This is a genomic window from Entomomonas sp. E2T0 (assembly GCF_025985425.1).
GTDB lineage: Bacteria > Pseudomonadota > Gammaproteobacteria > Pseudomonadales > Pseudomonadaceae > Entomomonas.
On sequence record NZ_CP094972.1, the window covers coordinates 148,822 to 163,093 of the forward strand.

At 35.8% G+C, this 14,272-nt stretch carries 11 protein-coding genes; 7 read left to right on the plus strand and 4 right to left on the minus strand.

Annotation, left to right across the window (positions count from 1 at the left end; all coding sequences use genetic code 11):
• Positions 1-35: 35 nt before the first annotated feature.
• Positions 36-914 (plus strand): metallophosphoesterase, encoded by an 879-nt coding sequence (locus MTZ49_RS00745; RefSeq protein WP_264746526.1) that lies wholly within the window; start codon positions 36-38, stop codon positions 912-914.
• Here the strand turns inward: MTZ49_RS00745 and MTZ49_RS00750 are convergent.
• The 4 genes from MTZ49_RS00750 to gatC form a co-directional block, all read right to left on the minus strand.
• Entirely contained in the window at positions 911-2,068 is a 1,158-nt protein-coding gene (locus MTZ49_RS00750; protein WP_264746527.1) for a response regulator, read from the minus strand. The genes MTZ49_RS00745 and MTZ49_RS00750 overlap by 4 nt on opposite strands.
• A 337-nt stretch (positions 2,069-2,405) precedes the next feature.
• A complete protein-coding gene (gene gatB, locus MTZ49_RS00755; protein WP_264746528.1) occupies positions 2,406-3,851 on the minus strand; it encodes an Asp-tRNA(Asn)/Glu-tRNA(Gln) amidotransferase subunit GatB in 1,446 nt (481 codons plus the stop codon).
• A gap of 12 nt (positions 3,852-3,863) precedes the next feature.
• Positions 3,864-5,315: an Asp-tRNA(Asn)/Glu-tRNA(Gln) amidotransferase subunit GatA gene (gene gatA, locus MTZ49_RS00760; RefSeq protein WP_264746529.1), complete on the minus strand. Its 1,452-nt coding sequence runs from the start codon at positions 5,313-5,315 to the stop codon at positions 3,864-3,866.
• 15 nt (positions 5,316-5,330) lie between these two features.
• Positions 5,331-5,618, minus strand: a complete 288-nt coding sequence (gene gatC / locus MTZ49_RS00765; protein ID WP_264746530.1) for an Asp-tRNA(Asn)/Glu-tRNA(Gln) amidotransferase subunit GatC — start codon at positions 5,616-5,618, stop codon at positions 5,331-5,333.
• Between the two features lie 203 nt (positions 5,619-5,821).
• On the opposite strand from gatC, the gene MTZ49_RS00770 reads away from it, so the two are divergent.
• From MTZ49_RS00770 to MTZ49_RS00795, 6 genes are all read left to right on the plus strand, one after another.
• Complete coding sequence (locus tag MTZ49_RS00770) at positions 5,822-6,877, plus strand: rod shape-determining protein (RefSeq protein ID WP_264746531.1); 1,056 nt, start codon at positions 5,822-5,824, stop codon at positions 6,875-6,877.
• Between the two features lie 94 nt (positions 6,878-6,971).
• A complete protein-coding gene (mreC, locus tag MTZ49_RS00775; protein ID WP_264747799.1) occupies positions 6,972-7,865 on the plus strand; it encodes a rod shape-determining protein MreC in 894 nt (297 codons plus the stop codon).
• Complete coding sequence (gene mreD, locus MTZ49_RS00780; RefSeq protein ID WP_264746532.1) at positions 7,862-8,359, plus strand: rod shape-determining protein MreD; 498 nt, start codon at positions 7,862-7,864, stop codon at positions 8,357-8,359. Before mreC ends, mreD begins: the two co-directional genes overlap by 4 nt.
• Entirely contained in the window at positions 8,359-8,955 is a 597-nt protein-coding gene (locus tag MTZ49_RS00785) for a Maf family protein (protein WP_264746533.1), read from the plus strand. The genes mreD and MTZ49_RS00785 overlap by 1 nt, the downstream gene beginning before the upstream one ends.
• A gap of 11 nt (positions 8,956-8,966) precedes the next feature.
• Complete coding sequence (gene rng, locus MTZ49_RS00790; RefSeq protein ID WP_264746534.1) at positions 8,967-10,427, plus strand: ribonuclease G; 1,461 nt, start codon at positions 8,967-8,969, stop codon at positions 10,425-10,427.
• An 11-nt stretch (positions 10,428-10,438) separates the two neighbouring features.
• The gene (locus tag MTZ49_RS00795) at positions 10,439-14,254 is read left to right on the plus strand and encodes a YhdP family protein (RefSeq protein ID WP_264746535.1); all 3,816 of its coding nucleotides are present in this window, start codon (positions 10,439-10,441) and stop codon (positions 14,252-14,254) included.
• Positions 14,255-14,272: the final 18 nt, after the last annotated feature.

A 14,272-nucleotide genomic window follows, 5' to 3' on the forward strand; every position in this document is an offset into this window, starting at 1 on the left:
TTATTAGCTGCCTTTTTTATTACTGAAATTTTACTATGATCTCTATTACTGTTACTCTTCTAGAGTTTTTAGCAGTTTATTTTGGCTGGCTTTGTTTTCCAGTTGCTATCCTTTGTCTTTGGTTAATAAAAAAACGTCGTTATAAAAAAACCAGCTTTATTATACTAATATTAAGCCTATCATTCTTTTGGGCTCACTATATTGAACCGCAAATTATTCTTGTAAAAGAAAGAACCATTACAAAGCTAGGCTTTAATGCTGATATTATCTTAATTGCTGATTTACACTTAGGTTATTATAAAGATCAACACTATTTACAACGTGTAGTTGATAAAATTAATACCATTCCTGCTGATTATGTGGTTATAGCAGGAGACTTTTTATATAAAAGTGATGAAAAATATTATAAAACTCACTTTGCACCTTTAGCGAAAATCAATAAGCCTATTTATGCAGTACGTGGTAACCATGATTATCGATATACTAGAAGAAATCTTCCTAAAGTTTTAGAAAGCTTTAATGTTAAGATCATTGAAGATCAAATTATTGATTTAAATAGCTACCAACTCGCAGGCCTAAAAGATCGAGTTGAATCTTATGATGATACTGATTTTCTAAAAAAAGCAGCAAAGAATAAACCTATTTTAGTGGTTGCTCATAATCCAGATAGCAGCGATAAATTAACTACTTACAATGTACCCTTATTGCTAGCAGGACACACTCATTGTGGGCAAGTTCGTTTACCTTATAGCAATAAGCTTGTTGTTAAAACTAGTTATGGCTTAGTATGTGGCTATTATGATGCTAGTATTACTGGTACACCAGTGTTTGTGACAGCAGGCGTTGGTGAAAACAATTTACCATTACGGCTCTTTAATCCACCAACCATTGATGTTCTACACCTACGTAATTAATCCTTTTTGCCGAAGAGATTTTTTACAGAACGAATACCTGATAAAAATCCCTCTTTAACTTTAGATGAGATATCTGTTAATTTATCAGCTAAAGCCACTTCCTCTTCTTCAACTTCTTCTACACGCTCTGGAGGCGGCCATTTTAAATAGATAGGCCCCTCATATAACCTAGTTGCTTTATCTATAGCAGGCGATAGTTGCTGACAAATCTTCTCTGCACGTGTATTAAAAGGAAAATAACTAAATATTATTTGTTCACTCAATAAATTTATAATGTCTTGATAGTTTGTTTTATCTTTATTCACTACCGCAATAATAGATAAATGGGGTAGTTCTCGTTTTACCTGACTTAAAAATATTGTTTCATGATCCTCAAGGATATTAGCTCGTTCAAAGAAATAAATAACAGCTTTAACGATAGTCGTTTCCAATACTTTAATGGCTGATTTTCTATCCTCAGCTCTTATAAATAAAGCTTTACCTGTATAACTTGCTTTTATTTCTTCAAATATTTCATCGCTACTACATTTAACTAATACAGGATTAGCTGAAGCAGGGATTGTTTTAGCTATGGTAATTTCTTTATCAAAATTTGGTGAGTTTTTTTGTAACTTTGCTGCTGCACTAGCTAAGCTACCGGATTGTTCAAGATAAAGTTCTAAGGCAGCATTAACAAACTCTAATAGACGATTATCATCAAAAGGTTTCTTAATTAGTTTAAAAACATCTCCTTTTTCTAAAGAGAGTTTAGCTTTACCAAAATCTAATTGCCCTGCTAATAATATCCTACTGGTATTAGGTGCTATCTTTTTCGCTTTGAGTAAAAAGTCGACTCCTAAAATATTCATATTAGGTAATGCTTGGTCACTAATAACTAATGCTATTTTTTTAGTACCGATAATTTTTAATGCATCCAATGGGTCTGTTAAACAATAAACATCATATTGTGGTTTTAATATCGAACTCAAGGCATTCATTGCTTTAACATCAATATCAAATATAACTATTTTTAGCTTTTGGCTACTTTCTACCTTAGCAAGAATTTCTTGTAGATTAGCGTTTAAATTACTGTCGTCTTCACTTACTTGCTCAGATCCTTTTTTACGTTTATGAAAATCAAAAACCTGTGGGGAGTCCTGCTCTTGTTGACTCATATAATACCTTCACCCTCATTCTTTCATAAGAAAATTAAGTAACATTCAAGAAAACAACTCAATTCTCTATTAAATATCCATTAAATTACTAGAAATAATATAAAGGTTATTGTAACCATTATATTATTTCTAGCCAACCTCAGAAAAACAAGAAAACACAAATAAAATCAAAAAGATACAAAAACAATATTGATCTATTTAATTATTTTAGACATTCATTGTGCTATATCAAAAGAATATAAAAATATAAATAAAAAGGAAATTATGTTTCAATCCTTAAAAACTAAATAAATACAGTATCCACCTATCGCTAAGTGGATACTCATTTTATTAGTCTTTAACCTTCTAATTTTTTCTTAAGTAATTCATTTACTTGCTGAGGGTTAGCTTTTCCTTTAGAAGCTTTCATTGCTTGTCCAACAAAGAAACCAAACATTTTCTTACGCTTGCTTTCATCACCAGCACGATACTCTTCTACATCTTTAACAAGACCAGCCAGCATTTCATCTAAAATAGACTCAATAGCGCCAGAATCTGTTACTTGCTTCAACCCTTTAGCTTCAATCACATGGTCAGCAGTACCTTCTCCAGCAGCCATTGCTTCAAATACGGTTTTAGCAATCTTACCAGAAATAGTATTATCCTTAATACGTACCAATAAACCACCTAATAATTCAGCTGAAATAGGCGATTCTGTTATGTCTAAATTATCTTTATTTAATAAACTAGATAACTCCCCCATTACCCAGTTAGTTGCTAATTTAGCATCACCACAGATACTTTGTACTTGCTCAAAATAATCTGCTAACTCTCTACTAGCTGTTAACACAGTTGCATCATAAACAGATAAAGCAAACTGTTGCTGTAAACGTTCACGTTTTTGATTAGGTAACTCAGGTAGTTGCGCACGTACTTCTTCAATAAGTTCATCATCTAATACGACAGGTAATAAATCAGGATCAGGGAAATAACGGTAATCATTAGCCTCCTCCTTACTACGCATAGAACGAGTTTCATCTTTTACAGGATCATAAAGACGGGTTTCTTGAACAATTTTACCACCATCTTCTAAGATTTCGATTTGGCGTTGAGCTTCGTAGTTAATAGCTCTTTCTACATTTCGGAAAGAGTTAACATTCTTAATTTCACAACGCGTACCATACTCAGTTGCACCTTTTGGTCTAACTGATACGTTACAGTCACAACGTAATGACCCTTCTGCCATATTACCATCGCAGATATCTAAATAACGCACTAACGCGTGGATTGCTTTAGCATAAGCCACTGCTTCTTTAGCACTACGCATATCAGGTTCAGAAACAATTTCCAATAATGGTGTACCTGCACGGTTTAAATCGATCCCCGTCATCCCTTGAAAATCTTCATGTAAACTTTTACCTGCATCCTCTTCTAAATGAGCACGAGTAACACCTACAGACTTAACTGTACCATCTTCCAAGGCAATTTCTAAACACCCCTTGCCAACGATAGGGAGTTCAAATTGACTGATTTGATAACCCTTTGGTAGATCAGGATAAAAATAGTTTTTGCGAGCAAAAATACTCGTTTTACCAATATGTGCGTCTATTGCCAAACCAAATTTAACGGCTTTTCTTACCGCTTGCCCATTAAGAACAGGTAACACACCTGGCATACCTAAATCTATCAAACTGGCTTGCGTATTAGGTTCTGCTCCGAAGGTAGTACTGCTACCTGAAAAGATCTTTGAATTTGTTGAAAGTTGAGCGTGAATTTCTAGCCCAATCACCATTTCCCATTGCATCAGTTAAACTCCTTAGAAGCCAGTAGGGACTTGACGATGCCAGTCAGTCACTTGTTGATATTGATGAGCAATATTCAGTAAACGACCTTCTTCAAAATAAGGTGCTAATAATTGTCCACCTACAGGTAAACCATCAGCAAAACCAATAGGCATAGATAAAGCAGGCAATCCCGCCAAGTTAGCTGTAATGGTATACACGTCTTCCAAATATTGAGCTACTGGATCACCAGCCTTGTCACCTATTTTCCATGCTGGATTTGGTGTAGTAGGACTGAAAATCACATCCACTTCATTAAAGGCTTGCATAAAATCATTTTTAATCAAACGGCGAATTTTTTGTGCTTGTAAATAGTAAGCATCGTAATAACCTGCTGATAGGGCATAAGTACCTACCATAATACGGCGTCTTACCTCTGCCCCAAAACCTTCTGTTCTTGAGCGCGTATACATATCTTGTAAATCTTTTGGATTTTCACAACGATAACCAAAACGTGCCCCATCAAAACGAGATAGATTAGAAGAAGCTTCTGCAGGCGCAATTACATAATAGGCAGGAATAGCCTGCTCCATATTAGCGAGACTAATTTCTTTAATCACTGCACCTAACTTTTCTAGCTCTTTAACGGCAGTGTCAACTAAGCTAGCAATACGAGGATCTAATCCTGCACCAAAGAACTCTTTAGGTAAGCCTACTTTTAAACCTGTTATTTTTTTATCTAAGTCTGCATAATAGTCTGGTACTGCTTCACTCATACAAGTAGAGTCTTTAGGATCAAAGCCTGCCATTGCTTGTAATAACAATGCACAATCTTCTGCAGTTCTAGCAATAGGACCGCCTTGGTCAAGGCTAGAGGCGTAAGCAATCATTCCCCAACGAGAAACTCGACCATAGGTAGGTTTAATACCTGTTACGCCTGTTAGGGCAGCAGGTTGACGAATAGAACCACCTGTATCTGTACCTGTAGTGGCAGGCACTAATCTAGCAGCCACAGCTACTGCTGAGCCGCCACTAGAGCCGCCGGGAACACGCGTAGTATCCCAAGGATTCTTAACCGCGCCATAATAGCTAGACTCATTGGATGAACCCATGGCAAATTCATCAAGGTTAGTTTTGCCTAGGGTAACGCAACCTGAGTTAATCAATTTTTGTACAACTGTTGCATTATAAGGTGCTAAAAAGTTATCTAGCATTTTAGAGCCACAACTAGTACGTATACCCTGTGTACAAAATAAATCTTTATGAGCAATAGGTACACCTAGTAACTCATGATATTTGCCTTGAGCGCGTCTTTCATCTGCTGCTTTTGCTTGCTCAAGTGCTAGTTGTTCAGTCACTGTAATAAAACTATTTAACTGAGGATCTAACTGCTTAATTCTTTCTAATAGATAGCTAGTAATTTCTACAGAGCTAAATTCTTTGGCTATTAGTGCCTTAGAAATATCTGACAAGGTTAATTGATGCATTACTATTTGCCTTAATTATTCAATAACTTTAGGTACAAGGTAGAGCCCATCACTTACAGCAGGAGCTATCTTCTGATAATCGTCACGGTGATTCTCCTCTGTCACCATATCTGGTCGTAACCGCTGAGTTGCTTCTAGTGGATGTGCTAATGGTTCCACTCCGTCAGTATTGACAGCCTGCATACGATCAATTAATTTCAAAATGTTATTTAACGTCGTTGTCGTCTCAGCCAAATCACTGTCATTTAGCTTTAAGGCCGCTAACTGGGCAATTTTTTCAACATCTGTTTGCTCAAGTGCCATTAATATCTCCAGCTATATATAATTTTTTTTAAATGGGATACAATTTCCCCATGTATAAATTACACAAAAACCATTACAATTTATCACAATACTGATTTTCGCTAAATCTATTCCTTAATCATCATGGAATAAATTTCGTTTTACAATTGTTGATCTATTGTACAGATTATTCTTTTTAATTAAAAACTAGAGTTCTTACTTTTATGTTTAACGTCTTCAAAAAGTTACGTGGTTTCTTTTCCAGTGACCTTTCAATTGATTTAGGTACAGCTAATACACTGGTTTATATTCGGGATCGTGGTATTGTTTTAAATGAACCTTCTGTAGTTGCTATTCGTCATCAAGGTAATCAAAAAAGTATTGTTGCAGTTGGTACTGAAGCAAAACAAATGCTTGGCCGTACACCAGGTAATATTTCAGCTATCCGTCCAATGAAAGATGGTGTTATTGCTGATTTTGAAGTATGTGAAAGCATGCTTGAATATTTTATCAATAAAGTACATGAAAAAAGTTTATTACCTCCAAGTCCTCGTATTTTAATCTGTGTACCTTGTAAATCCACTCAAGTGGAAAGACGTACCATTCGTGATGCTGCTTTACATGCCGGAGCACGTGAAGCTTACTTAATTGAAGAACCTATGGCAGCGGCTATTGGTGCAGGTTTACCAGTAGAAGAAGCACGTGGTTCTATGGTAATTGATATTGGTGGTGGTACTACTGAAATTGCCCTTATTTCATTAAATGGTGTGGTTTATGCCGAGTCTGTACGCTTAGGCGGTGACCGTTTTGATGAAGCTATTGTGACTTATGTACGTCGTAACTATGGTAGCCTTATTGGGGAATCTACTGCCGAACATATTAAACAGCAAATTGGTTCTGCTTTCCCTGACCCCAACGGTGAAATTCGTGAGATTGAAGTAAGAGGCCGTAACCTAGCCGAAGGTATTCCACGCTCTTTCACACTTACTTCAGCTGAAGTTTTAGAAGCTTTACAAGAATCTTTAGCTACTATTGTACAAGCTGTGAAAAGTGCTTTAGAACAGTCGCCTCCAGAACTAGCGTCAGACATTGCAGAGCGTGGCTTGGTGTTAACTGGTGGTGGTGCATTATTACGTGATTTAGATAAGTTAATCTCTCAAGAGACTGGACTTCCTGTTATTGTGGCAGAAGATCCTCTCACTTGTGTGGCTCGTGGTGGTGGTAAATTATTAGAAATGATAGACCGTCATGCAATGGATCTATTATCCACCAATCCTTAATCTAACTTGTAGATATATTTTTCAACAAAAATATATCTACACTATCCTATCACTAGAGCTATACTCTCTATCTATTCTATAGAGGGGGATTATTATTAAATCTTTATTCCCTAGGGGACTTTCCAAAAGATTTAAAGCCATAACATTGTCCATTTTGGCTATTGTTGCTATGGTTGTAGACGCTCGTTTTGAAGTTCTTATACCTGTACGCCATAAGATAGGTATAGTTACCTCACAACTTTATGCTGTTACCAATATCCCTAATAAAATATGGGGTACTATTCAAGAGCAATTTTCAAGTCACAGTGAATTATTGGCTGAAAATGAACGTTTAAAAGCACAATCCTTATTATTAGAACAAAAACTACAGAAACTAGCCTCTCTTACAGAACAAAATGTTCGTTTAAGAGAATTATTAAACTCAACCAGCTTAGTTGATGAAAAAGCTGTTGTCAGTGAACTTATAGGTATTGACCCAAACCCTAGCACCTTCCGTTATCTAATTGATAAAGGCAGTAGTGATGGTGTTTTTATAGGACAAGCCATATTAGATGCCAAAGGTATTATGGGCCAAGTAATCGATGTTATGCCTCATAGTGCGTGGGTTTTATTAATTACTGATACTACCCATAGTATTCCTATTATGGTCAATCGTAATGGCTTAAGAGCCATTGCCACAGGTACAGGTGAAGACTTACTAGAGATACGCTATGTTCCTAATAATGAAGATATTCAAGTTAATGACCTTTTAGTAAGCTCAGGTTTAGGTGGTAACTTCCCTGCGGGTTATCCTGTAGCTGTTGTTTCTAAAATTGAGCATGATAATGGCACTCCCTTTGCCACTATTTATGCCAAACCCACTGCTGCACTCAATCGTAGCCGTTATGTATTATTAATATTTACTTCAAGACAAATACTTGATAACAGTCATGACACTGCCACATCAGAATCCCCAGAAACACCAGCAGAGGAAGAGACAACGCCATGACAGCACATCATCTTAGAGGCGGTTGGGCTATTTGGACCAGTGTATTAGTTGCTTTATTACTGAGCATTACACCTCTTCCCCAATCCCTTAATGCTTTTCGCCCATTATGGGTTTCTTTAGTATTTATCTATTGGTCTTTATTTCTACCCCATCGTGTAAGCATGGTAGCAGCCTTTATTTTTGGTGTACTACTAGATGTTATGGTTAATAGTTTACTAGGTCAAAACGCGCTAGTTTTAGTCTTAACCGTATATATCAGCTTACTCTTCCAACATAAAATTAGGCCGCAACCCATTGTCAGACAAACCATAATGGTTTCTGTTATCTTAATATTAGGACAACTAATCCAATTATGGATTTATGTTTTAACAGGTATTTATCCCAGTAACTTCAGTATTTTTGATTATATCTTTCCTATCATTACCAGTGCTATTATGTGGCCATGGCTATCCGCAGCACTAAGAGCTTTACGGATACGAATAGGGATTAACTAATGAGTGTTCTTTATCTTGCCTCAGCATCCCCTCGTCGGCAAGCACTGCTTAAGCAATTAGGTATAACTTTTTCCGTTATTAATGCAGATATAGACGAAACACCTCATCACAATGAATTACCTGAAAGCTATGTACAGCGTTTAGCTATTGCTAAAGCGAAAGCAGGTTTTACACAACTATCAGACCAACAAAAAGAAATAGCTTGTATCTTAGCGGCTGATACCACTGTTAGTATAAATAATAAAATACTTGGTAAACCCCACTCACAGCAACAAGCTATAACTATGTTAGCTGAGTTATCTAATAAAACTCATAAAGTTTTTACAGCAATTACCTTATACTATCAAAATCAACTTATTAGTCAGGTTATCACCACTGAGGTAACCATGCGAGCCATCTCTGAAGAAGAAGCTATTGCTTATTGGCAAACTGGGGAACCTAAAGATAAAGCAGGTGGATATGCTATTCAAGGATTGGCTGCTATGTTTATTGAAAAAATAGAAGGTGATTATTACTCGGTAGTTGGTTTACCCATATTCGCTACAACCCAATTATTAAAGCAGGTTGGCATTTATCCACTAATAAAGAATAAATAATAGGACAACTCATGAGCACTGAGATTTTTATAAATGTCACCCCTATGGAAACAAGAGTTGCTTTTGTAGAAAATAGCATTCTGCAAGAAGTATATATGGAACGTACCCTTAAACGAGGCATTGTTGGTAACATTTATAAAGGTCAAGTAATCCGAGTACTACCAGGAATGCAAGCTGCCTTTATTAATATAGGCTTAGATAAAGCTGCTTTTATTCACGTAGCAGAGCTTACCAATCGTGAAATTGACCAACCACAAGAAGAAGATATTACTAAACTATTGAAAGAAGGGCAGCACCTAATTGTACAAGTCACTAAGGATCCCATAGGAACTAAAGGTGCTCGATTAACCACGCAACTGTCTCTCCCCTCTCATTATCTAGTATATATGCCACAAACACAGCATATTGGTATTTCACTTCGTATTGAAGATGAGTTAGAGCGAGAACGGCTTAAACAATTAGTCACTGAATGTATTGAAGAGGAAGCAATAGTAGAGGGTGGTTTTATTATTCGCACAGCAGCTGAAGGCATTGCTAAATCGGAACTACTAACAGATATTCGTTATCTCAATAAACTATGGAATCAAGTAAAAGGCCATATTGAGAAAGCTCAAGCTTCCTCACTAATCTATGAAGATTTACCACTCAATTTACGTATAGTACGTGATTTCATTAATCCAACCATTCATAGAGTATACATAGACTCACAAGAAACTTTCCACAAAGCTGAACAATTTTTACAAGAATTTCTACCTGAGCTTAGTGACCGTTTAAAACTTTATATGAATGATCCTCCTCTCTTCGATATTTATGGAATAGAGCAAGAGCTACAAAAAGCTATCGAAAGAAAAGTATCTCTCAAGTCTGGCGGCTATTTAGTAATTGATAACACCGAAGCCATGACCACCATAGATGTTAATACAGGAGGCTTTGTAGGACATAAAAATCTTGAAGAAACCATATTCAAAACAAATCTTGAAGCTGCCACAGCTATAGCTCGCCAACTAAGACTGCGTAATCTAGGTGGTATTATTATCATTGATTTTATTGATATGGAACTTGAAGAGCACCGCGATCAAGTCCTACAAACACTGCAAAAAGAACTTGAAAAAGACCACTCAAAAACTAATGTACTAGGATTTACAGAACTTGGGCTAGTACAAATGACACGCAAACGAACTCGTGAAAATCTTGAGCAAACACTCTGCGAACCCTGTTTCCAATGTCATGGGAAAGGCACATTAAAAACGTCTGAAACAGTTTGTTATGAAATTTTTAGAGAAATCATGAGAATTGCTAGAGCTTATCCTACTAATCGTTATTTAATACTCGCTAACCAAAAAATTGTTGATCGTTTATTAGATGAAGAATCTAACAATGTGGCAGATCTTGAAACATTTATTGGTAAAACCATTAGTTTTCAAGTAGAAAATCTTTATACACAAGATCAATATGATGTTGTTCCACAATAATGGAATAAAGAATGACACAGGGCAACCCAAAAATTACAACTAAAATACGCAAGCTAATCATTAGCTGTTTATTGTTATTATTGGTACTCGTAGCTCTTTATGTCAGCATTGCTAGGCAATTAGTTGTTTGGGTAAGTGACTATAAGTTTCACCTACAAAACAAACTTTCTGAAACATTACATACCCCAGTCACTATTGGGGAACTAAAAGGTAGTTGGGATATATTTTCCCCTACTTTAACCGCTTATAATGTTCATATTGGTGATCATGAGCAAAAACTAGAAGTTGATCAACTAACACTTGAAATAGATGTTCCACAAACTATTTTAAATTGGCAAGTACGTATTGCAACTGCTCATGGTGAAAGTTTAAAACTACAAATTCGTGAAAATAAACCCGATACTTGGTCAATAGGTGGTATACCTCGACAAAAAGACCCTATTACACCAGCGATCATTCTCTCACAACTACAGCGCTTTACTAAAATATCTATCAGTAATAGTACGATCAGTGTTCATCCTTACAATTATCCTACGCATACATTTACTCATGTTAACGCCACATTAACTCATTTTACAGATGAAAGAATGCGGTTAGATGGCATACTCTATATTAATGATGATAAACCTCTTATTCTTTCAACAACAGCTTCTATAGCCCCTGAAAACTGGCAAAACTTAAAGGGTACACTGTACGCCGATATTCCTTATCTTGATTGGCATACATGGTTACCTAAAGAGATTGAATTACCTCAACAATTGAAAAAATTAACCTTAGGTGGCCAGGTGTGGGCTACTGTAAAGAATGGTCAATTACGTTCAGCCACTATTGATACTAAAAATAGCCAATTAGTTGTTCAACATGAAAAAAATCAAACTGTTGCAATTAAAGATATCAATATGCAAGCATGGTTTGATGCTTATCGACAAGAATATATAGGGCTACAAGTCAAAGGGTTATCTTTTACCATCGACAAAACACCTTTCACAGACCTTGATCTACTATTAACACGTCGCACAATCGATAATCAACAACAATGGAATGCTCAAGCTAATAGCATTAATATAGAGCACTTTATTCCCCCAGTACTAGCACTAGCCCCTCTTTCTAAAAAAATACATGAAGCTATTAATACAGTATCTCCTAAAGGTATCATCCAAAATTTGAACATTAAATGGCTACCTGAAAAACCACTGATTGATAGTTTAAGTTTTATAGCTGATGTTAAAGATATATCTTTTAATGCTTATAAAGATACAGTAGGAGCATCTAATATTACAGGAAAAATCCAAGGTGGTATTAATAGCGGTCACTTAGATCTTGATGCTGACAACTTTTCACTCTTTATCGCAAAAGTATACAGTAAGCCTTGGCACTATCAACATGCCAAAACTACCCTAAATTGGTCATTCGATGGTGACACCGTTAGCATTTTTAGTCACTTAATGCAGCTTAAAGGTGATGAAGGTGACCTAGCAGGGGATATGATGATTCGCCTTTATCCCTATGATGGCATCAAAGACTATATGGATCTACGGGTAAATATTGCCAATGGTGATGCTAGCTATACCTCTAAATATATTCCTTCAAAGGCAAATATTGATCCAGAGTTAGTGCATTGGTTAAATACCTCTATTAAAAGTGGAGATATTGAAACAGGTTTCTTTCAATATCAAGGTTCATTAGATAAGCGAACACCTTCCACTGCACATAGTTTATTGCTTTATATGAAGCCTAAAAATGCTGAAATTAATTATCAAGCCCCATGGCTACCCATCAAACAAGTTGATGGAGAGGTTTTTGTAGAACCTTCTGGAGTTCGCATATTAGCTGATAAAGGCGTTATTAGTAATAGCCAATTAACTGATATCAATATCAATATTCCACATATAGCTAATCCAGCAATCACTCATTTATATTTAAACGCTAAAATTGTTAGTACTCTTGATGATACCCTCCAAATACTAAAGTCAGCACCACCCGAAATATCTCATGTATTTAATGACTGGCAAGGTACAGGTAACTTAACAGGGAGTTTACAATTAGATATTCCTTTGAAAAAACATCATCAACCAGTTGTTATTACTAGTTTTAGTACAAAAGGGGCGCAATTAAATCTACAACACCCTATTCCCGCTTTAACCAATATATCAGGCAACTTCCATTATGACAGCACTAAAGGATTAAGCAGCCAAGCAGTTAGTGCCTATGCTTTAGGCAACCCTATAACAGGTTCTATTACAGCTAAAGGTACTCATGGTGAGCCGCTTTCCTATATGAAGCTAAAAGGAAATATTGATATTACCAAACTAGCCAGCTGGTATATTACACCCAATAAGACATGGCCATTTTCTGGGAAAACACCTTATGATTTAGAAATTTGGATAGGAGAAAATAACCAGTTAAAAGTTTCCTCTGATCTAAAAGGCATTGCTCTAAATCTTCCTGCTCCATTTACAAAATCAGCAGAACAAGAGCAAAACTTTACTTATCAAATGAATTTTGGCAAACAACAAAAGACTCAACTACAGCTTGACTATAATTCTCTTATTACTTCTGCTATCACTATGGATGAAAACCAACAGAACTGGCAAGGTGAATTATTAATTAATCAAGGAAAAGCCGCTTTTTCAAATAAAAAAGGACTACAGGTTCGTGGTAATTTAAGTCAAGTAAATCTAGAAGAATGGCAAAAACTTTATGATGAATATTTATCGAACTATACATCTAATCAGAATAATAAAATAACGAGTGTTAATACCAATACACTACGCAGTATAGATTTACGTATTGGCCAGGTTACAGGGTTTAACCTTCCCTCTCAACAAGCTGCTCTCTATTTACAACCAACAGGTGAGCAAGGTTGGCGGCTTGATATTAACAGTCCATCCATAGCAGGCCGTATTACTGCTCCACAAGTTAAAAACTTACCTTATTATGTTCATCTAAAATATTTGAAAATACCTAAAACCCTTGTTACTTCATTAAAAGAAAAAGACCCTATTAATAACTTTAATACTGATAACATTCCCAATATAAATTTATCTATTCAACAGCTATTTATAGAGAATGAGTTAATAGGAACTATTAATTTAAAAAACAGTACATCTAAACAGGGATTAAAGGTTTCCAACATTGCCTTAAATCTTAAAGGTCTACATGTAAAAGGTGACTTAGATTGGCAAATAGGCCAACAAACTACTTTTAACGGTATATTATCAGGAAAAAATTTAGAAGCTATTTTAACTAGCTGGGACATAAAACCCACTATTACAGCTAAATCTTTTAAAGTAGCTATTAATGGTTCATGGCTTGGTACACCTGCTGACTTTGCTCCGGAACACTTTACAGGAACACTAGCTCCAGAGTTAAAATCTGGCCGTTTACTAAGTGTTGATGGTTCTTCCACTAATATATTACGTATCTTTGGTATTCTAAACTCTGAAGCAATTAGTCGACGCTTACGTTTAGATTTTACCGACCTATATAAGGCAGGACTTGCCTACGACAGTATTAAAGGTGAATTCAAAGGTAATAATGGCGTTCTGCAAATCGATAAACCTTTTGTATTTGAAGGTCCTTCTATGATTATGTCCATGACAGGACATATTAATATGCAGAACCAACAAGTAGATGCTAACCTTAAAGTAGGTGTTCCCTTAGGCTCTAATATTTCTATTGCTACTTTAGCCGTTGCACCGCCTATTGGTGGGGCCATGTTGATAGTAGATTATTTTCTTGGTAATGAACTTATGAAACTAGTAGCTGTTACTTATAGCATTAAGGGTAATTGGAACAATCCTACTATTACACTAGGAAGTCACTAAACCAATCTATATAGCTAT